At 48.2% G+C, this 20602-nt stretch carries 19 protein-coding genes; 4 read left to right on the forward strand and 15 right to left on the reverse strand.

The window, feature by feature from the left end; genetic code table 11:
* Positions 1 to 96: 96 nt before the first annotated feature.
* From AB6805_RS06270 to AB6805_RS06330, 13 genes are all read right to left on the reverse strand, one after another.
* A complete protein-coding gene (locus AB6805_RS06270; protein WP_370908590.1) occupies positions 97 to 963 on the reverse strand; it encodes a DUF6089 family protein in 867 nt (288 codons plus the stop codon).
* 156 nt (positions 964 to 1119) lie between these two features.
* Positions 1120 to 2010 carry an NAD kinase gene (locus AB6805_RS06275; protein WP_370908591.1) on the reverse strand — a complete coding sequence of 297 codons (891 nt, stop codon included), beginning with the start codon at positions 2008 to 2010 and terminating at the stop codon, positions 1120 to 1122.
* A 34-nt stretch (positions 2011 to 2044) separates the two neighbouring features.
* Positions 2045 to 3460 (reverse strand): POTRA domain-containing protein, encoded by a 1416-nt coding sequence (locus tag AB6805_RS06280; protein ID WP_370908592.1) that lies wholly within the window; start codon positions 3458 to 3460, stop codon positions 2045 to 2047.
* Between the two features lie 238 nt (positions 3461 to 3698).
* Positions 3699 to 4358, reverse strand: a complete 660-nt coding sequence (locus tag AB6805_RS06285; protein ID WP_079471185.1) for a CBS domain-containing protein — start codon at positions 4356 to 4358, stop codon at positions 3699 to 3701.
* Between the two features lie 117 nt (positions 4359 to 4475).
* Entirely contained in the window at positions 4476 to 5252 is a 777-nt protein-coding gene (locus AB6805_RS06290) for an alpha/beta fold hydrolase (protein ID WP_370908593.1), read from the reverse strand.
* Positions 5253 to 5323: 71 nt separating this feature from the next.
* Positions 5324 to 5866 (reverse strand): CvpA family protein, encoded by a 543-nt coding sequence (locus tag AB6805_RS06295; protein WP_370908594.1) that lies wholly within the window; start codon positions 5864 to 5866, stop codon positions 5324 to 5326.
* Between the two features lie 105 nt (positions 5867 to 5971).
* Positions 5972 to 6424 carry a GatB/YqeY domain-containing protein gene (locus AB6805_RS06300; RefSeq protein WP_370908595.1) on the reverse strand — a complete coding sequence of 151 codons (453 nt, stop codon included), beginning with the start codon at positions 6422 to 6424 and terminating at the stop codon, positions 5972 to 5974.
* Positions 6425 to 6442: 18 nt separating this feature from the next.
* The gene (gene gldC, locus AB6805_RS06305) at positions 6443 to 6796 is read right to left on the reverse strand and encodes a gliding motility protein GldC (RefSeq protein WP_370908596.1); all 354 of its coding nucleotides are present in this window, start codon (positions 6794 to 6796) and stop codon (positions 6443 to 6445) included.
* Between the two features lie 29 nt (positions 6797 to 6825).
* Positions 6826 to 7965, reverse strand: coding sequence for a glycosyltransferase (locus AB6805_RS06310; RefSeq protein WP_370908597.1), 1140 nt, complete (start codon positions 7963 to 7965; stop codon positions 6826 to 6828).
* 75 nt (positions 7966 to 8040) lie between these two features.
* Complete coding sequence (locus AB6805_RS06315; protein ID WP_370908598.1) at positions 8041 to 8472, reverse strand: hypothetical protein; 432 nt, start codon at positions 8470 to 8472, stop codon at positions 8041 to 8043.
* A gap of 48 nt (positions 8473 to 8520) precedes the next feature.
* The gene (locus AB6805_RS06320; protein WP_370909246.1) at positions 8521 to 9642 is read right to left on the reverse strand and encodes an ABC transporter permease; all 1122 of its coding nucleotides are present in this window, start codon (positions 9640 to 9642) and stop codon (positions 8521 to 8523) included.
* A 21-nt stretch (positions 9643 to 9663) separates the two neighbouring features.
* Positions 9664 to 10806 carry a glycosyltransferase gene (locus tag AB6805_RS06325; protein ID WP_370908599.1) on the reverse strand — a complete coding sequence of 381 codons (1143 nt, stop codon included), beginning with the start codon at positions 10804 to 10806 and terminating at the stop codon, positions 9664 to 9666.
* Positions 10807 to 10811: 5 nt separating this feature from the next.
* Positions 10812 to 11588, reverse strand: a complete 777-nt coding sequence (locus tag AB6805_RS06330) for an alpha/beta fold hydrolase (RefSeq protein WP_370908600.1) — start codon at positions 11586 to 11588, stop codon at positions 10812 to 10814.
* Positions 11589 to 12070: 482 nt separating this feature from the next.
* Between AB6805_RS06330 and AB6805_RS06335 the strand changes: the two genes are divergently transcribed.
* Positions 12071 to 13864: an acyl-CoA dehydrogenase family protein gene (locus AB6805_RS06335; RefSeq protein WP_370908601.1), complete on the forward strand. Its 1794-nt coding sequence runs from the start codon at positions 12071 to 12073 to the stop codon at positions 13862 to 13864.
* A gap of 121 nt (positions 13865 to 13985) precedes the next feature.
* Entirely contained in the window at positions 13986 to 15734 is a 1749-nt protein-coding gene (locus tag AB6805_RS06340; RefSeq protein ID WP_370908602.1) for an N-acetylmuramoyl-L-alanine amidase, read from the forward strand.
* Between the two features lie 244 nt (positions 15735 to 15978).
* On the opposite strand, the gene AB6805_RS06345 is transcribed toward AB6805_RS06340, so the two are convergent.
* Positions 15979 to 18180: a transferrin receptor-like dimerization domain-containing protein gene (locus AB6805_RS06345; RefSeq protein WP_370908603.1), complete on the reverse strand. Its 2202-nt coding sequence runs from the start codon at positions 18178 to 18180 to the stop codon at positions 15979 to 15981.
* Positions 18181 to 18416: 236 nt separating this feature from the next.
* Between AB6805_RS06345 and AB6805_RS06350 the strand changes: the two genes are divergently transcribed.
* Positions 18417 to 18761 (forward strand): carboxymuconolactone decarboxylase family protein, encoded by a 345-nt coding sequence (locus AB6805_RS06350; protein ID WP_370908604.1) that lies wholly within the window; start codon positions 18417 to 18419, stop codon positions 18759 to 18761.
* A 66-nt stretch (positions 18762 to 18827) separates the two neighbouring features.
* Positions 18828 to 19868: a 2-oxoacid:ferredoxin oxidoreductase subunit beta gene (locus tag AB6805_RS06355; protein ID WP_370908605.1), complete on the forward strand. Its 1041-nt coding sequence runs from the start codon at positions 18828 to 18830 to the stop codon at positions 19866 to 19868.
* Positions 19869 to 19935: 67 nt separating this feature from the next.
* Here the strand turns inward: AB6805_RS06355 and AB6805_RS06360 are convergent, their stop codons facing one another.
* A complete protein-coding gene (locus AB6805_RS06360) occupies positions 19936 to 20574 on the reverse strand; it encodes a LysE family translocator (protein ID WP_370908606.1) in 639 nt (212 codons plus the stop codon).
* Positions 20575 to 20602: the final 28 nt, after the last annotated feature.

The raw sequence follows: 20602 nt of genomic DNA on the forward strand, positions 1-20602 counted from the left end.
TTCAATACCAGTGGGGATTTTAGCAAATTGGGAGGCTTATCAGGGCGGTTGGCAGGTACGGAAAGCCCACCCGCAGAAAGTATTTTTTATTGTAAATTAAAATTTACAATTGTAAGAAGTGAAAAGAATACTAATGGTTAATTCGATTGTTACGAACTGATCCTTATCTCTGCTGTTTCCTCTTTGCCTCCCTATCACCCCGATAGGACTGCCTTTCACCGCCGACCTGTCCTGCAATTGGGCCGCCACCGTAGGCTGACCGTCAGGAAGCGCCGGGAATGCGGCAGGGCCGGCGTATGTAGTGCTTACATCATCCAGATAATCCGTTTGTGTGAACCGGTATAGCGCTTCCAGGCCCACATTTACTTTTTTGGAAATATTATATTTAAAACCTCCCCCGATCAACCAGGCATAAGAAACCAGGCTATAGGGCTTGCGCTCCGGATAAAGGGCGGTACCCTGCCCTTCCGTACCCAGGGGCTGTAAAAAATATTTGACGCCGTTAAGATAAGCATATGGATTGTAATAAAAAATACTGGCGCCACCAGTCAGATAGGGAGAAAAACGCTCATATAAGCTGCCCGGTTCAAACCGGAAGAAATTAAAGTCCCCCTGGAGGGACAACTCCCATAAATTAGTATTGAAACTGAGGTTCCGGCGGTTCTGGAATTCATTTTTATTGTAGGTATCCGAATAGCCGAGTTGCATAAACCGGCCATGAGCGCGGAGGCCCACGTAGTCGTTCATATATTTACGGTAGTAAATGCCAACAGCAGGCTTCAGGGTATTTAATGCTCCCCGGGTGTTCAGATCCCCGAAATACTGCGCGCCTCCCACAGAAAAACCCAACTCTCCCACATATTCCAGCTCATTTTGCGCCGAAGCACGTTCCGCGAACAAACAACCGGCCGATACCAGCCATATAAAAACGATGTATTTGGAATATAGAAAAGGTTTCAGCATAAATCAGTTCTACTTAAACGCTAAAATGCCGGATTTATTTAATGTATGGCTGATGATTATGCTTACTTAATTGGCGTTTGCTTTCCTCACGGGGCATAATTTCTATTACAATCAGCATGGAATGTATTTGTAAATGTAACAATATATTTTACATTTCTATATTTTAATCGTATTCCGGGCGTCAATTCCCCACAGCAATTTATTCCGGAGTGTATGCAGGAAATTGCTGTCGTCCAGCCGGAGCAGGCTCAGTTTGAACTCCTCTTTCTTAATAGCCAGCTGCACCCGGTTATCGATGGTTTCCATACGGCTGTCGAGGGTACAAAGGAACTGGTCGCTGCGACCTTCCACTTCAAAGGAAATGATATTATTGTTGGGCACAATGATAGGCCGTACGTTCAGGTTATGCGGCGCCACGGGCGTAATCACGAAGTTACCAGCGTCCGGAAACACAATAGGGCCGCCGCAGCTCAGGGAATAACCGGTGGAGCCGGTGGGCGTGGCTACAATTAATCCGTCGGCCCAGTAGGTGTTCAGGAATTCGCCGTTCAGGTAAGTATGTATTTTCACCATCGCGGAAGTATCCTTCTTATGGATGGTAAATTCGTTAAGGGCATAAGGAACATCACCAAACAAGGGGATGTTGGCATCCAGGTGAAGCAGCGACCGCTGGTCTACCACATAGGTGCGGTTCAGCAGCGCCTGTACCAGTGCATGGATCTCGTTTTTACCGATGCTGGCCAGGAACCCGAGGCGGCCAAAATTGATCCCTATTACCGGGATGTTGGTATCGCGCACGTAACAAACGGTATCCAGCAGGGTACCGTCTCCACCAAGACTTACCAGGAAGTCGATTTTTCCCGGTAGATCTTCCGCACAGGAAAACAGCGTTGGTACGTTATCGAAAGGAATGTGTTGCTGCAGCGTATGAAAAAAAGGTTCATAGATGATGGCCTCTATCTCTGCCCGCTTTAATTCCTCCAGCAATAAGCGGATGTTTGAAATATCTTCTGTAATAAATCCCCTGCTATAAAGTGCTACCTGCATAATTTTTAAGCTTTTAACGATCGGCTCTGATGTGCTACATATCCACGCTCGTGTGTAAAAATAGTCCTTTTTGCCCTAACTGGTTAAAGCTGTATTCAATCCTGAGGCAGGTATCATAGAAGGAAACGATGTCCAGTCCTACCCCGCCGGTATACAGGAAACGGTTATTCAGGAAGCTGTTGCCGGGGAATTTATTGTAGGCGTAACCAGCGTCGCCAAAGGCTTTGGCGAAGATGCGCACCGGAACGGTATTAAATTTCTTTGGAACAATGGGCAGCTTTACTTTAAAGGAAAGGAGTTCCTGCCGGAGGGTTGATTTCAGGATGGCGAAGCTGGTGCCGTCTATCACGTAATATTCCAGTCCGCGCAGGTAATCATCCCGGTAACCCAGCGCCTGCTGATTGATATAAGGCTGTTCATTGGAGAGCTTGGCCGCACTGCGGATACCTAATGCAGCATAGGTTTTGGGCCGTAGCTGCCAGTATTTGGCCATGTTAAGCCGGAAGTGAACGTCATCCACATCATTAAGAGGACCTATCCCTTTTTTGCCAACTTCTGCCAGCAACCGGAATCCTTTGAGGGGATATACCCAGCTATCTGCCTTAATATAAGTGAGACGGTAGGTGATATCTATGTAACGTACATTGGTGCGGCCTTTCCCCAGGTAGTTGGGGTTGATGATAGCCACCGAATCCGCCACTTTTTCATAATTATAATTTACAAATACCTGGTGCCGGGTGTTAATGGCCCTGCGGTAGCTGTAGTTAAGCCCGATCATATATACCTGGCGCAGAAAATCATCTTTCCGGAAAAACTGCTGTTTATTATTGCTGGTGCTGTCGTTCACCTCACGGTTACGGTTATAGGAAGCGATGATACCCAGGCCGTGACGGAAACGTTTATCGATATACGGTATATTATACTGCAATGCGAATCGCTGGGTATAGCCGAACTGCAGCGCGGCGTTCAGCGCATCGTTGCGGCCGGTGAGGTTTTCCTGGGTACCGCTTACGCCGAGGTTGATACGGCTAAGGCTGTGGTTCTTTTCCACCCACCACTGGTTGAAGTTACGGTCTGCCAGCTTGAAAATGGGATAGGCGAAGGTGTACCATCGTTCCCATACTTCAAATACCACATCGGCTTCGTTACCGGTCCAGTTTTTCACATTGGCGGTAACGTTGAGAAAGAGGGAGGTATTGAGTAATTGTTTTCGTCTTTCTTCCAGGGTATTGGAGAGATCGCGGAGATAGATGGTATCTCCGGGTACGGTGCTTATTTCCCGGAGAATAATGGAGGTCCGGGTTTTCTTGTTACCGGATACCAGGATGTTGCGCACTACCAGGTAGTTGGTATCCATTGCAGGCGACGATGACTGTCCTTCCGCATTTTCCGGTATCACCATTCCAAACAGGCAGACTAAGGCCAGCAGGTAGTAACAGCATCTCAGCATGTAGGTCCTTAAAACATTTTAAAAGTTGACAATAGCGCGGATTTTGTCTTTACTCAGGATTACGCTGATTATATTGATTTAAAGGATTTGAACCTTTTTGATTTTTTTGATTTTAAAAGATAAAAGCAATTCACCTTTTGTTTTTTTGATTTTGAGTGATAAAATCAGAAAAATCAAAAAGGTTCAAATCCTTTAAATCAATATAATCAGCGTAATCCTGAGTAAAGACAAAATCCGCTTACATGCCGATATAATTCATCAGCAGGTCGTAGTTTTTCTTCAGCAGCTCTTCTTCCGGTTCTTCCGCAAAGATGTATTTGATTACATAATTGAAGCGTTCGAAAGTAGCTACCAGACCTTGCAGTTCCTGCCGGTTTGTTTTAAGTACCACTTCGAGTTTACCGGTAACGGGGTTGGTGATGGTGTTTACGCTCAGGAGCGTAACATCATTTGATTCAGCGATACGGGCAATTTCGCTGAGGGCGTAATCGCGCGGGTCTACTTCAAACGCGATGATACCGCCAGGTTCCTTTACCCCGTTATATCTTGCTAAAGCTGCCAGCAGGTTATCTTTGGTAATGATACCGAGGTATTCATTTTCCTTCGTTACTACCGGGAGGGCGGACAATTTAAAGTCGTAAAAAAGTTTGAGTGCTTCGAATAGATGAGCGTATTCCATGACAGCCGGGCGGGTACTGCTGTACTCCATAGATTCCAGGGGTACATCCGGATCTTCGAGATCCATGATATCGTCTTCTTCCACCAGGGCCAGGTATTTGCTATCTACTACCATCGGGAGCTGCGTGAGATGATATTCGTTCATCAGGCGCAGTGCCTTTGTTCCTGAATCCGAGGGATGCAGAACAGGTACTGAAGATATGAGTTCTCTGGCGATCATGTTAGCGTATTCTGATACAATAATAGTAAAGAATATGCCAACAGAAAAAGAAATTACATGTACGCGAAGTCGCTGCACCGGTTGGTACAGTCGTCGGGCTGCCGGTAAAGTGCCGGTTTAAGTGGCAGGTTGAAACTTCAGTTTCTCCAGGAAAGCGTGCAGAATTTTGTTGAATTCTTCCGGCACCTCCATCATGGGAGCGTGTCCGCATTTATCAATAAACTGCAGTTCAGAATTAGGTATCAGCTTTTTAAATTCTTCGCCCACCATAGGAGGAGTAACGGTATCGTTCTGGCCCCAGATCAGTAAGGTTGGTTGCTGGATATCTTTCAGTTCATCTCCCAGGTTGTGGCGGATGGCTGATTTTGCCAGCGTAATGATCTTGATCACTTTCAGGCGGTTGTTCACTATCTCAAACATTTCATCTACCAGTTCTTTGGTAGCTATTTTCGGATCATAGAAAGTAAGTTCTGCTTTTTTGCGGATGTATTCATAGTCGCCGCGTTTAGGATAGGTTTCGCCCATTCCATTCTCAAACAAGCCGGAGCTGCCGGTTAGGATCAGGGATTTTACGGGTGCTTCAGGGTGTTTTAACAGGTATACGATGGCTACGTGACCTCCGAGTGAATTGCCCAGCAGGTGCACATTTTTGTACCCCCTGGCTTCAATAAACTTGTGCACATATTTGGCCAAACCGCCTACCGATGTTTCCAGGATGTTTAAATCGTACAGGGGTAACATCGGGATCACAACCTTGTTATACTGCCGGAAATATTCGATCATGTGCGAGAAATTGCTCAAAGCACCAAAAAGTCCATGCAATAATACCAGTGGTTCTCCTTCTCCTTCTTCTATAAAATTAAACTTACCCTGTGTTTTGATTTCGTAATCCATTGCCAAATCTTGAAAGTCAATTTTACGCTAAAATAATTCTTTTTATTAATCTAAATAATCTTTGGAACGAGTTATCCAGGTTGAATATGCCGGGCTGCCTGCTCAAAAAAAGACTGTAACTCGGTGAACATATTCTTAAAAACCGGGATCACACTTCCCATATGATCCAATACCCACGGGCCAATATTCTCTATATAAGGATATACCACAGATTGCAGCTTTGTTTCAGGACTCAGCCAGTATACCTGGTTAGCCATCCACAGCACTACACTGTAAATTATTATAAATATAACGCTATACAACAGTATTCCACCCAGTTTATTCAGCCAGCCCAACATTACCAGCTCTACCAACTTCTGCAAAGCTCCTGCTCCCAACCTCACGAGCAATATTACTCCCAGGAAAAGGCACACGAAACAGATTACAGGCACCCAGCGGGAATGCATATCCCAGTGTTCCTGTACATATAATGCAGTAATGGCTGTTAATTTCAGGGCTGCCGCTAATCCCAATATGGCGGCTACCAAAGAAAATAAGGCTACTATCAAACCCCGGGTGTATCCCCGGTAGATGGCAAAAACCATGATGATAGCAAAAATAATGTCTATAGGCATGGTTGAAATATAGGGAATCCGGTATTTAACGCTCTGATTTTTTTTGTTCCGGTAGATGTTATCTGCCCGGTTTCCGCTTATCAGCCAGTTAAATACCAGACAGCACTATTTAGTAAGCAATTCTTTCACCAGGGCGGAAATTGCTTTCCCATCAGCTTTACCGGCCAGTTGTTTGGTGGCAACGCCCATTACTTTACCCATATCAGCGGGTGAGCTGGCGCCGGTGGAAGCGATGATATCAGTAATGGCTGTACGTAATTCGGCTTCATCCATTTGTTTGGGCAGGAAGCGTTCAATCACCACCAGCTCCTCTTCTTCTTTCACGGCAAGGTCTTCACGGTTCTGGGCGCGGAAAATTTCAAGGGAATCCTTTCTTTGCTTGGCGAGCTTCTGCAATAATTTGGACTCATCCGCTTCTGTGAGCTCTCCGCTGGCGCCTTCAGCTGTTTTGGCTACCAGGATAGCCGCCTTGATGGCACGCAGCGCACGCAGGTCAGCTTCCTTTTTACCCAGCATCGCAGCTTTGATTTCTGCGTTGATATTTAGTTCTAATGACATATGGTTAGGTTTAATGGATTATTTTCCTGCTTCTTCGGCAGCCTGCCTGTCCTGGAATTTCTTAAAGAAATCCTTTGCAAAGGCACGCATATCGTCTGCCTGGTCTTTATAAGGAGTGGCTCTTCCGTAAGTGTCAGCCATGGTCATCATGGTCTGGAAAAAGAAGTCCGCCATTTCATCCACCATCATGTCTTTTGTCCACAGGTCGATGCGCAGCGCCACCTTTTCAGCCGGATCCCAGAAAGACACGATCATGCCCTTGGCCTTGATCATTCTTTCTTCCTTGTTATCTGTAGCGCTCCACTCTATCGACTCGGGCACCTTTTGATCATCCAGTCCAACCTGGATCTTTATGGTAGATACTTTACTCATGATTTTCAATTAAAGCGCAAAAATAGCCATCATTTGCTGATTTTGGAAAAACCCGTCCCGGTGAGATGACTCCACAGCTGCTCCGCAGCATGCTCCCAGCTGCTGAAAGGCTTTGCCGCAGGGATCTTGGCCAGCAAACGGGATCTTAATTGTTCATCTTTATATAAAAGACTCATTTTTTCTGATAAATCGTCCAAACTCGCCGGATCAGCGTATAATACCGCCTCTCCCCCTGCCTCCCTGGCGGCGGCGCCGTCCAGCGCAATCACCGGCACCTCACACCGCTGCGCCGCGTATACCGGCAATGCAAGCCCTTCCAACCTCGACGGATACACGAGGGCATAAGCGCCCCCGGTGAGCCGGGCAAGGGTATCTTCATCGGCATCTTCTATACACACCACATCCTGCCGGAACTTGTAGCTCTGCAAGGCCGTAGCAATGTCTGCTCCCGCCGGAGTTACACTCCCCGCCAGCACCAGCTTGATATTGCTCCGCTGCCGTTTCTTCAATGCTGAAAAAGCTTTCAGCACCGGTATAATATTGTTCCGGGGATGCATACTGCCTGTTACCAGGAAATACTCCGCCCCGCCGGAAAAAGCTCGCTTCACCGTTTCGCGCTGCTCCCACTCCAGGGGTTTGTACTGCTCACTGATACCGGTTTCCAGCCGGATCAGCTTATCTTTTACGCCCGGTGCATAACGCAGCAATTCTTCCTGTGCGGCATTAGACAGCACGGCTATACGCCGCGCCCGGTCGAGGTATTTCGTCATATTATTTTTAAGCGACCGCTGTTGCACGCCCGGCTGCAGGCCGGCATTGCGCAAAAACGAAAGGTCTCTCAGCAACAGTCCCGCAGGAATTTTGCTACGCAGCGGCAGCGTGCCATCCAGCCCCAGGAACAGGTCCGGGCGGAAAGGCTTCATGGCCCGTACCAGCTGCCACTCCTGCCACCAGTACAAATGCCAGGGCTTATTGCCTTTCAGGGGCAACACTACATTGGTCACATTGGCCGGTACTTTCAGGCCGGCGGGTACCTTTCCGTCAAAAAAAAATGTGAACTGATGGCCTGGCTGCTGCCGGCACATCGCCAGTATTATCTCCGTTGCCACATTCCCGGTATCGGCAGGCATGTCCTGTCGTAAACAAGCGGCATTAACAGCAATTTGCATAAACGATTCCTTTGTCTGCGAGCTTGCAAACCTACACAATTTTAGATTCGGGACTGCCGGATTTTAATGACCCGGCTATTCTCCTGACTTATTGGTAAGAAAAAACACCTGCGGGGGAGTTACATTGCCGGTATTACCCAGGGACGCCAGCCTGACAGTTACCTCGTATGTTTTCAACGGCTTCAGGTGACGAAGCGTAATGGTAAAGGGGGTTGCTTTAATATCTGCTATATCGTCCTGGGGCAGCGGAATAAGACCCGTTTCTGTGGCTACGTTCAGCGTAACTTTCACACCTTTATCGGGCAGCTTGCTGGTGATGTTCACCTTCAGGGCATAGGTGCTGTCCTGCGCCATATTATATTTTCCCACCTGTACTTCAGGCAGCTCGAAAGCCAGTGTTTCTTCCTGCGTACTGGGTGCAGGATTATCTTTCTTCTTCTTTTTACAGGAAGAAAAAGTAAGCAAGGCAATAGCTAAGAAGGCAGGGAGAAAGGTTTTCAATAACATATTTCCAGTTATATAGGAGCATGAAATTAGCTTTTTTTAATATGCAAATCAAATTTTACTTCTTACATCCAGCGCATCCCGTAATCCGTTACCTAACAGGTTGAAAGCCAGCACCAGTAGCATGATGGCCACTCCGGGCGCCAACGCCAGCAAGGGATTATGGGTGATGATGAAGTTGTAGTTTTCTTTGATCATCAGCCCCCACGACGGCTGCGGCGGTTGCACCCCCACACCCAGGAAGCTGAGTCCCGCCTCCACCACAATAGCGGTGGCAAAATTGCCGGCGGCTACTACCATCACAGGCCCCATAATATTGGGTAAAATATGTTTTACTATAATCCGCACATGCCCATAACCCAACGCCCTTGCGGCTTCCACGTATTCCAGCTCCCGGATGCCCAGTACCTGCCCGCGGATAATGCGGGCCACGCCCACCCACATCGTAAGCCCCACGGCAATAAATACCTGCCAGAATCCCTTGCCCAGCGCCAGGGTAAGCGCAAATACCAACAGCAGCGTGGGCATGGACCACACCACGTTTACCAGCCACATCACCACATCATCCGTCCGCCCCTTGAAGTAGCCCGCTATGGCGCCCAGCAATACGCCGATGCTCAGGGAAATAACCACGGCGATACAACCCACACCTAAGCTCACGCGGGTGCCAATCAACAACCGGCTCAGGATATCCCGGCCAAACTTGTCGGTGCCCAGCCAGTAAGTGCGGGGGAAAATTCTTTCGGCCAATATCTTTTCCTGTAACGCTTTCGATGACATCGGGCGGCCCGGCGGATGGCCGTACCACACCTGCTCCAGGGAGTAGGTTTCCTCCCTGCTGGTAGATTCATCCACGTACCGTTGTACTACCAGCACGCTGTCCCTGAATTGCCACGACCGGACAGGGATCCAGTTTACATCAGACTCCTGGCCGTATAACAACCGGTGAAAAACAGACACCTTTTGTATGGGCTGTTCTTTCCGCATGGCCAGCATATTGATGCGGAAGCCGGGATGCTGCCCCTCTATTTCCAGCACCATCCTGTTGGCATTGGGTGTATGATCCGGCGCAATAAAATAAGCGGTTATGCTGATAAACACCGCCACGGCAATCACCAGTAAACCGGCTACCGCACCTTTATTCCGGTATAACTTTTTCCAATAAGGCTGCATATCTGACAAAAGAACCAGGATTTAATTTACCTGCCGGCCTTTCCACTGATAACTGCCAAACTTCCCAAGCCACCCGGCAACAACAATATAAGGAATATGAAATATCTGTCCCGGAATAAACCATAGCAAGAGTTCTGTTTTATTAAAAAACCTGGCTACAGGAAGCAGGAAATAAAGTTCCAGGGTTATTTTAAACAGTAAAATGATGAGGAACCAGGGCCACCATACCGGCAGGAACAAGGCCATTACGGCCAGCGCCAGCAAGCCGGCGTTGAACAGGTAAACCAGCAGTAATACCCAGGTCAGTCGTTTATCTTCATACTTATCTGCTTTCGACGACCACCGGATCCGCTGGTTCATAAAGTCCCGGAGCGTATCTACCGCGAGTGTACGCACTACGGCTTCTTCACACTTCAGGTAGCTGACCTTATCGGGGTATGCGCTGTAAATTTTGTACATCAGCAGCATATCGTCGCCGGAGGCGATATTATCGATGCCATTAAAACCGCCCACTTCCAGGAAGGCCTTTTTTTCATAGGCCAGGTTAGCACCGTTACACATGGTACCGGAGGCCAGTTGGGCTGCAGCGCCGGTAATGCCCTGCATGGTCATGAAATCGAGCGATTGTAACCGCTTAAAAAAGTTATGTTCTTTATAGAAGCTGACCGGTGCGGCTATAAATTTAGGTTGATGATGTTCATAAAACTGCACCAGTATTTCAATCCAGCGCGGCCCCATTACGCAATCGGCGTCTGTAGTTACAATAAGGTCGCCGGCAGCTTTTGAGATCGCAATTTCTATTGCTTTCTTCTTGAAAGAATTCAACCGTTCCTCATCATTGAGATACTGCTTTAACTCCAGCAGGTGAATATTTTCTGCTGCGAAATTGCGCACTACTGCGGCTGTTTCATCTGTAGAAAAATCATCTATTACAATCACTTCCAGCAAGGCCGGGTTGTACGTTTGCTTCTTTAATGCCTCCAGCAAGGCGGGCAAATTAGCGGCTTCATTCCTGGCAGGAATGATCACGGTAACCGCGGTATGACCAACCGATGGCGCTGCCGGAGAAAAACTCTTCAGGCGCTTCCAGCCCAGGCTATACCATAGCATCAGTATACCATATCCTAAAGCCAGCACCAATAATATAATTACAAAAAGATACATCCGGGTTAAAGGTTTGTTTTGATGATAAGCCCCAGCTGGGCAGAAATCAACTGGTGGCCTTTTTCCATTACCAGTATTTTGCAGGGAAAAGACCCGTCTGCAAAGCGGGTACCCAGCACAGGTGGAATTACACGGTCGTATTTCCCGAATATCAGGAGTGTTAAAACGTTATATCTGCCCAATAATTGTTTACACTGCTTTTTATCCGGCATCATACGGCGTAAATTGGTCCATACGTTGTATACCAGTTCCCTTTTCTCCGTTTCATTCATACGGTGCAACGCAAATTTGTATACGCTCTGGTTCAGCAGTCCCAGTCTTCTCCAGGTATGCAATAACGTAAAAAACAGCCTTGGGTGGTAAGTATTATATTTAAACAACCTGTTTCCGGCAGTGGTTTGGGTTACAAACATATGCCAGGGGTTATTTCTCAGTCCATCCCCGGCGGCGATGACCAGGTGGTTGATCCGGCTGGCCATCTTTTCCACGAGGCAAAGCGCCAGGCGTCCGCCCATGCTGTAGCCTAATAGGGAAAAGCGCTCCTTTCCATGCTGCTGCAGTACCAGCTCCACGAGCGCCACCAGGTCAGCTTTCTCCAGCCCCCTGTTTTCCTCCCATTGGGTGCCTCCGTGCAGGGGCATGTCCAGCGCCACTAAAGTAAAAGTATCGCCCAAGGTGGCGGTTAACGGCTGAAAATGAGCCGCACTTTCGCCAAACCCGTGTAAACAGATCAATAGTTCCTCCCCGGCACCTTCCACGGTGCCATGAAACCGGCTTTTCAAATATGACAGATAAAAATCAGGCATAAAGGGCAACAATGATACAGAATAAATGCCTAATGACGATGGATATGATTATTGGTGGGACCGTAACCCACCGCCTCTATAACCGGTAGAATGGGATCTCCCTGGTTAAATTCATACTATACCTGTAAAAAAGACAGTGATAAGCCATAGATAACCCGTACCTAATAGATACGGCTTATCTATGACTTACATACGGCTTATCTATGGATTATCTTAGAATAGGGGTGGCGCTGGTATAATCCAGATATAGCTTTTGAGTGGGATCAGTGCAAACCGCCCCGGGCAGTCCTATTTATTTTTTGTTAAAAATAGCGGCCTCTCAACAGGAGTGCCGCATTTAACTTACATTCAGTAAGTTAATATGGCAGGTAGCGGGAAAATCAGATTAGCCCTCCCGGTGACCGGTTTTGCCTAATGCTTTTTTCAGTAAATTACAGAACTACCAAAAATACAGTAACATGGACGCAACAGTTGAAAATAAGACTGCGTTAAAAGGCGCAGAATTCCTCGTTAAGGAGAGTGCTCCCGAAGAAGTGTTTACTCCCGAAGATTTTTCGGAAGAGCAGCTGATGATTAAAGACATGGCAGATCAGTTCATCAGTAAGGAAATAACACCGATAGTAGAGCGGATAGATAAGCAGGAAGAAGGATTGATGCCCTTGTTGTTGGAAAAAGCGGGCGAACAGGGACTGCTGGGCGCTTCCTTTCCGGAGGAGTATGGTGGTTTAGGTAAAGATTTTGTGACAGCAACGATCATCAACGAAGGACTGGGTGCAGGTCACTCTTTCTCCGTTGCCATGGCCGCCCATACGGGCATTGGCTCTTTACCGATCCTTTATTTTGGTACCGCAGAACAAAAACAAAAGTATATACCCAAGCTGGCTACCGGCGAAATGAAAGGCGCTTATGCCCTTACAGAGCCTGATTCCGGCTCCGATGCACTGGGCGCTAAAACCACCGCCAAATTAACCGATGATGGTAAGTACTATATCTTAAACGGGCAAAAAAGCTGGATCACCAACTCCGGTTTCGCTGACGTGTTTACTGTATTTGCAAAAATTGACGGAGATAAATTCACCGCTTTTATTGTTGACAAAGGCACACCCGGATTCACACTGGGCGCGGAAGAACACAAAATGGGGATCAAAGGATCCTCTACCCGCCAGATCTATTTCCAGGACGCCAAAGTACCGGCAGAAAATGTACTGGGCGTAATTGGCAAGGGCCACCTCATTGCCTTCAACATCCTGAATATAGGTCGTTTGAAACTTTGTGCGGCCGCACTGGGCGCATCTAAAAAATGTATCAATACCTCCGTACAATACGCCAATACCCGCACGCAGTTTAAACAACCGATCGCCAACTTTGGCGCCATCAAACATAAACTGGCGGAAATGGCTATCCGCACCTGGACATCAGAATCAGCCCTGTTCCGCACCGCACAGCTGATCGATGACAAGGAAAGGGAACTGCTGGCAGAAGGTAAACCTTTCAACGAAGCCTTACTGGGCGCTGCGGAAGAATATGCTGTGGAATGCGCCATCCTGAAAGTAAATGGCTCCGAAGTGCTGGACTATGTAGTGGATGAAGGTGTACAAATTCATGGTGGCAACGGCTTCAGCGATGAATACATCATTTCAAAAGCTTACCGCGATTCCCGCATCAACCGCATTTTTGAAGGTACCAATGAAATCAACCGGTTATTAACCCTGGACATGACACTGAAACGTGCCCTGAAAGGTAAACTGGACCTGATGACACCGGCCATGAATGTAATGAAGGAGCTGATGAGCATTCCCGACTTCGGCAATGATGATGAAAGTGCCTTCAGCAAGGAAAGGAAGATGATCGTTAACTTCAAAAAAGCAATTCTGATGGCTGCTGGCGCCGCTGCGCAGAAGCTGATGGTGAAGCTGGAAAACGAACAGGAAATCCTGATGGATATTGCCGATATGGCCATTGAAACCTTTGTAGCTGAAAGTGCCCTCCTGCGCTTAATTAAGCTTACCAACAGCAAAGGTGAAAGCGCCGCTTCCCTGCAGGCAGATATTGTACGCACCTTCATTTATGATGCGGCCGACCGTATCAATAAATCCGGGAAAGATGCCATCAATGCCTTTGCAGAAGGCGATGAACAACGTATGATGCTGTTGGGCCTCAAACGCTTTACCAAAGCAGAACCATTTAATGCTAAAGATGCCCGCAGAAGAATTGCGGACAAACTGATTGCAGATAATAAATACAGCTGGTAACAACCGGCGCCTGAAAAAATGCAGTGGGTGCACATCCTGCTGCATTTTTTCTAAATGCTTTTTTTCCTATTCCCCTCACCTGCTTATCTTTACCATCTTTCAAAGATATTGATGACAGGGTATGACGCTAACAGCAAAGTTTTTTCCTACGTTTCTTATTACTATTTGTGTCCCCTTTTTTGCAATCAGTCAGGCAACACTGCGTATCAGTCAGCCTTCAAGGGATCAGAATAACGTGAACACCTCCCGGCAATTTATCGCCGGCCGCACCTGTACCGGCTGTACGGTAAGGATCAATAACGATACCGTACACGTTTATAACACCGGCACTTTTGCCGCAAAATATGAACTGACCACCGGCAGAAACTCCTTTTCCGTTACCGCTACCACTCCTAACGGCGAAACATATACGAAGAACATCAGCTATTACTATAACCAACCGCCAGCACCGGCTGCTACTACCGTTTTCCGGATAGATTATATGGAGATATCCCCCTCCGGGAATGTTCAGCTCTCCGAAGGCGATACGCTGCGGATAAAGATGAAAGGCTATCCCGGTCAAAGCGCCAGCTGGTTCAATGATGTGCCACTGAAGGAAATGCCCGTTTCGCAAACAGGCGGCGTACCTGGCTATTACAGCGGCAGCTATATTATACAACCGCGCGACTCCCTGCTGAATGGAAAAATTATGGTACGCCTCCGCAAACAAAGCGGCGAAACCGCTATCCTCGGCAGCACCTACCGCTACAGCGTGATGCACAATGAAATACCCTTCACCGGCCGCACAATCGATAATATGACCTACCTCACTGCCAGTCCGCATGGCGACCGGCTGGGGCCTGATAAAATCGGTTACCTGGATAAAGATGTGCTTTTACATATTGTAGGCAGACAGGGCGACTATTACAAAGTAAAGCTGTCGTCCCGCACTACCGCCTTTATTCCGGAGCCGCTGGTAGACACCGACATTCCACAGGAAGAGCTTCCCGTAAGCATTGCAGACGATGCCAAAATATGGGGAGATGAAAAATATGATTACGTGTCAGTGGCCTTGTCGGATAAAATGCCATACACTTCCACGCAACTGGTTTCTTCTAAAAAGATCATCATCGATATACACGGCGCCTATGCAGAGAAAGGATTGAACTCCCTGCTGCAAAACACCAGAGAAATCACATCTGTGGCCTGGGGCCAGCCATCGCCCGATGTATGCCGCATGGTAATTTCCCTGCAACATGCGCCATGGGGTTACCAGGTGTACTACGACAATAACCGTATAACGGTGAAGGTTAAACGCGTACCACAAAACTTATCGCTGAAAAATATGGTGATCGGCCTGGACCCGGGCCATGGCGGCAGCAACCCTGGCGCTACCGGTCTTACCGGCGCCGTGGAAAAAAACATGACCCTGGTACTTTCGCTACAACTGAAAGCGTTGTTGGAAAGAGAAGGCGCTACGGTGATCATGTCGCGCACAACCGAGAAATTTGTTGCCAACGAAGACCGTTTATCTTTTTTCCGCAGGGCCGATCCCGATCTGCTGCTGAGTATCCATCTCAATGCTTCCGGCAATCCTGTAGATGTATACGGCACCGCCACCTATTACAAACAGCCTTTCTGCGAACCGCTCAATGCAGCCATCCATGAGCGCTTGCTGCAAACCGGCCTTTATGATTTCGGCAATAACTCCGGCTTCAACTTCATCCTCAACAACCCCACCGAATTCCCGGACGCCCTGGTGGAAACACTTTTCCTCAGCAATCCCGGCGACGAAGAAAAGGTGCTGGACCCTGCGTTTCAGCGGGAACTGGTAACCGGCATCGTGGAAGGCGTGAAGGACTACCTTCGCGAAGCGGTGAAAACGCGGTGAGCGGAGGACCGCCTTCGGCGGTGGGAATTGTCTTGGCTCAGGATTACGCTGATTTTACTGATTGGCTGGATTTGATCACTTTGATTTAAAAAGATTGTGGGAGATATAAGCGGATGTATTCGCTTATATCTCCCACAATCTTTTTAAATCAAAATAAAATCCAAAGAATAAAAATCCAGGTAATCAGTATAATCAGCGTAATCCTGAGCCAAGACAAAATCCGCTCCGCCGAAGGCGGCCCGTGCTAATGAATGTTCTCTAAGTAAGCAGACAGCCGGTTGATGGCTGCTGCCGCCACCGTTATTTGTTCCTGGGCTTCCTTCCAGCGGCGTTGTTCGATGGCTTCCCTTACGCCGGGAATGGTTTTAACGCCATAGCCGGTATAAAATCCGGGAGCGTACAGGGTATGTTTATACCAGTTGCGGGTGGGCAGGCCGGCATCGTTCAGCAGTTGTTGCTCGCCCTGGTACAGCGCTTTGTTGGCTGTGGCAGGGAGTTTCCTGGTGGCGAGTGATGCGGTAACGGTGTCTAAACCGGTGAGAGCGTTCTGCAAGGGAGAAAAGTCGAGATACGGCACTTCTGATTTGGGAAGTGGCGGTGACAAATGTTTGGCAGTATCTGTGGTGAGCTGATATTTGCGATCGCGGATCAGTTGATTGTCGATAGCAGTGGATTCACGCAGGCTGCTGGTGAGTTCCGTCAGCTCATTCACATAACCGTTTACTGTTTCATAGAGTTTGCGGTAATCGAATGGCAGGGTAACGGTGTTGGCTACACGCAAAGCGGCATGACCGGCAGTTTGAGAAAGTGCCACGCCGTAATTAAATCCGGGGTCTTTAAACCGGGTATAATCGTCGTAGGAATCGTAGATGGAGTGGTATTCACCGCCTGCATCTTCTCCCCCAAAACCAAAATCAAGAGAGGGCACGCCCAGGTGCTGGAGGAAGGAAGAGTAATCGGAACCGGAACCCATGGCCCCGATAGCGATGCCTTGTTTGGCCAGCTTTTCCTTTTTCAGTTTGGGAGTAGCTGCCTTCAACACCTCTGCCGCCTGTTTACGGGCAAGGATGCTGACCTGCGTTTGCGGGTCGGTGATATCACGGGCGACTTCATTCACGAGGGTTTCCAGCGCATGGGAACCGCTGGCATTGAGAAACCCGCGGCCATTGTTATCTGAGTTGATATATACCACTGCTTTTTCTTTCAATTCGGCAGCGTGATCTTCCACCCATTCGGTAGACCCGAGTAAGCCGGGTTCTTCACCATCCCAGGCGCAGTACACCAGTGTGCGTTTTGGCTGGTAGCCTTGCTTATGCAACGCGCCGATGGCTTTGGCTTCTTCCAGGAGGGCTGCCAGTCCGCTGATGGGATCGGCCGCGCCGTTCACCCAGGCATCATGGTGATTGCCACGGATCACCCATTGGTCGGGTTGCTCACTGCCTTTCAGTTTGGCGATCACGTTATAGCAGGGGCGTATCTGCCAATCGAACGACAGCTTCAGGTGTACCCTGGCCTTGCCGCCGCCTATGTGATAAGTAAACGGCAGTGCGCCCTTCCATTCGTCCGGTACTACGGGACCTTCCAGGGCCTGCAGCAGTGGCGTGGCATCGTGGTAGCTGATGGGCAATACCGGTATTTTCAGGAGATTGGGCGCCTGCAGGCGATCGAGGCGCTGTGCATTGGCGGTGGCGCCGGTGTTGGGGGTAAGCGGGTCGCCGGGATAGATGACGATATCCATCACGGAGCCACGCTGTACGCCGTATTCATTTTTGAACGCTCCTTTAGGGTATACATCGCCGCTGTAGTAGCCATCATCTTTCGGATCGGAGTAGATGATGCAACCGGCGGCGCCGTGTTCCTGTGCTACTTTCGGCTTGCTGCCACGCCAGGAGCGGCCGTATTTGGCGATTACAATTTTGCCTTTTACGCTGATGCCTGCCCGGTCGAGGTACTCGTAATCTTCCGGTAGACCGTAATTCACGTATACCAGTTCCCCTTCCACGTCGCCATCGGCGCTCCAGGCGTTATAAGTAGGCAACTGGCCTTCCTGGCCGGAGGTAGCGTCTTCCTTCAGGGCAGGTTCTTTCAGCAGTGCTTTATAGGTGGTAGGACCTGTAAGTTCCACGAGGCGTTCTTTGGGAGTGGGAAAAAGTACCTGGTAGGTAACTATTTCCGCGTCCCAGCCGTAACTTTTGAAGCGTTGCAGGATGTCTTCCGCTACTGCTTTGCCGCGCGCGGAGCCAATGTGATGTGGTTGGGAAGAGAGAGCTTTGATGGTTTCACCGATGTGATTGCTGCTTAACTGTTTATCGAAGCGGCTTTCCAGTTCCAGCTGCTGGGCGGCGGCGTTCCCGGCATACCCGGTGAGCTTTTTATCCTGCGCCCGTGCTGCCCCGCCTGTGCACAATAGCAGCGCTATGAGCAGGGAGAAGTTGGTTGTTGTCATAATTTCGATCCAGATCTTGTTGAAAAAGAGGGTTTATCTGCTCAATATACAAATAGTCTATTATATCAATAGACTAATTTAACGGATGTTTTTGATGCAATAACTTTTAGTTATGATCCATAAATATAGGTTATAGGCCAAATAGTCTACTTAACCAGTAGATTAATCTATATTTGTAAATCCTTTCATAGCTTTATTGGGTGAAACGATAAACAAAACACATAAACAGCAGTTATATGGCCAATGCGATTCAGGAGTTTAACGACTACCGGGCTAAGATGAACGAGGTAATACTTGGAAAGCAGAACAAAGTGATTAACAGGCTTTTCAACCTGGACACCAATACCTATGCAGAGGGAGCACTGAGCACCAAAACGAAGGAGATGCTTGGATTGGTGGCCTCAATGGTACTCCGTTGCGACGATTGTATCAAATATCACCTGGAGAAGTCGTTTCAGCAGGGCGTTACCACCGAAGAAATGTATGAAATTTTTGCGGTAGCCAATATCGTAGGCGGCACGATAGTGATCCCGCATACCCGCCGGGCGGCAGAATTTTGGGAAGAATTACAGGCACAGTGAGCTGAGAATTACAGCTATCTATCGTAACTTTACGGACTCTATAATATATTATTTTAACTCATACTAATGTCAACAGCAACTATAGCCCCGCAGGCGCCACTTACGTCAAAAGACTTTACAACGGACCAGGAAGTCCGCTGGTGTCCTGGCTGCGGCGACTACTCTATACTTAAGCAGGTACAAACTATTATGCCTACGCTAGGCGTACCCCGCGAAAACATTGTGATCGTTTCCGGTATCGGTTGTTCTTCGCGCTTTCCATACTATATGAATACCTATGGTATGCACTCTATCCACGGCCGTGCTACAGCGATTGCGTCCGGTTTGAAAGCAGCCCGTCCGGAGCTGAGCGTGTGGATCGTAACTGGCGACGGTGATGGCTTATCCATTGGCGGTAACCATACCATTCACCTGCTGCGCCGTAACTTTGATGTGAACATCATGTTGTTCAACAACCAGATCTACGGTTTAACAAAAGGGCAGTACTCTCCGACTTCAGAAGAAAATAAAGTGACCAAATCTACTCCGATGGGTAGTATTGACCATCCGTTCAACCCAATGGCCCTGGCCCTGGGTGCTGATGCTACTTTTATTGCCCGCAGTATGGACCGCGACCCGAAACACCTGCAGGAAATGCTGAAACGCAGCCATGCACATAAAGGTGCTTCCTTCCTGGAAATATACCAGAACTGTAACATCTTCAATGATGGCGCCTTTGAAGCCTTTACCGAAAAAAGCAGCAAAGCAGATGAAACCATTTTTGTGGAGCACGGTAAACCACTGGTATTTGGCGCCACCAAAAACAAAGGAATCCGTCTCGATGGTTTAAGACCAGTAGTAGTGGAACTGGGCAGTGAGTATACAGAAAGCGACCTGTGGATCCATGATGAAAATGATTTCTACAAAGCCCAGCTGCTCACCCGTATGTTTGATGATGTACGTATTGAAGGGCATTTACCCCGTCCATTCGGCCTCTTCTACGAGGCTTTCCGCCCTACTTATGAAGATATCATGGGCTTCCAGTTAACAGAAGCGCTGGCTAAAAAAGGCCCCGGCGACCTGGATAAATTGCTGGCAGGCAGCGAAACCTGGACTATCAAAGGATAATAAATACCTCCAATAAAAGAAAAAGCCTTCCGTGTAATACGGAAGGCTTTTTTATATCCAACTATTTTTAGTGTCCCATGGCGCCTACGTCGAACAATACTTTATAAAGCAACACCACGCCAAAAATGATCATGCTGGCGCCGGCAATACGGTTCAGCCATTCTACATTGGCAAGCGTTAGTTTGTGGCGGATCTTATCAGATACAAATACCTTCAGGATATCGGCCGATAACACCAGGCTTAGGCAAACCGTATACATAATAATCCGGTGACCGGCCGTGGTGGCACTGTTCGCTACACAAACCCCTAACCAGAAGATAATAACACCGGGATTGAGGGTATTCATCAAAAAACCCGCAAGCCATATTTTAAGATAATCATGGGTGCGGAACATTTCCGGCTTTTCTTCTCCCGTACTGATCTTTACTTTTTTAAACAACAGTCCGTATACCCCCATGCATATCAGTAACGCCCCTCCTACAACACCTATTGACCTTTTATATTCTTCGAGGCCACTGATAAAAGAGGTGGTCAGGTTACCTGTCAACACAAAAATAATATCGCTGAAAGACACGCCCAGTGCGAAACTGATCCCTGCCTTAAAGCCGTTATTGATACTGTATTTTATAATTGCGAATATTACCGGGCCTACTGATAAAGAAAGAAATAATCCCAGTCCCAGTCCCGCTACAATTGATGCTATCATGCGTATAATTTCCGTGTCACAGGTGCAA

It is taken from the genome of Chitinophaga sp. RCC_12 (assembly GCF_041360695.1).
Classification (GTDB): domain Bacteria; phylum Bacteroidota; class Bacteroidia; order Chitinophagales; family Chitinophagaceae; genus Chitinophaga.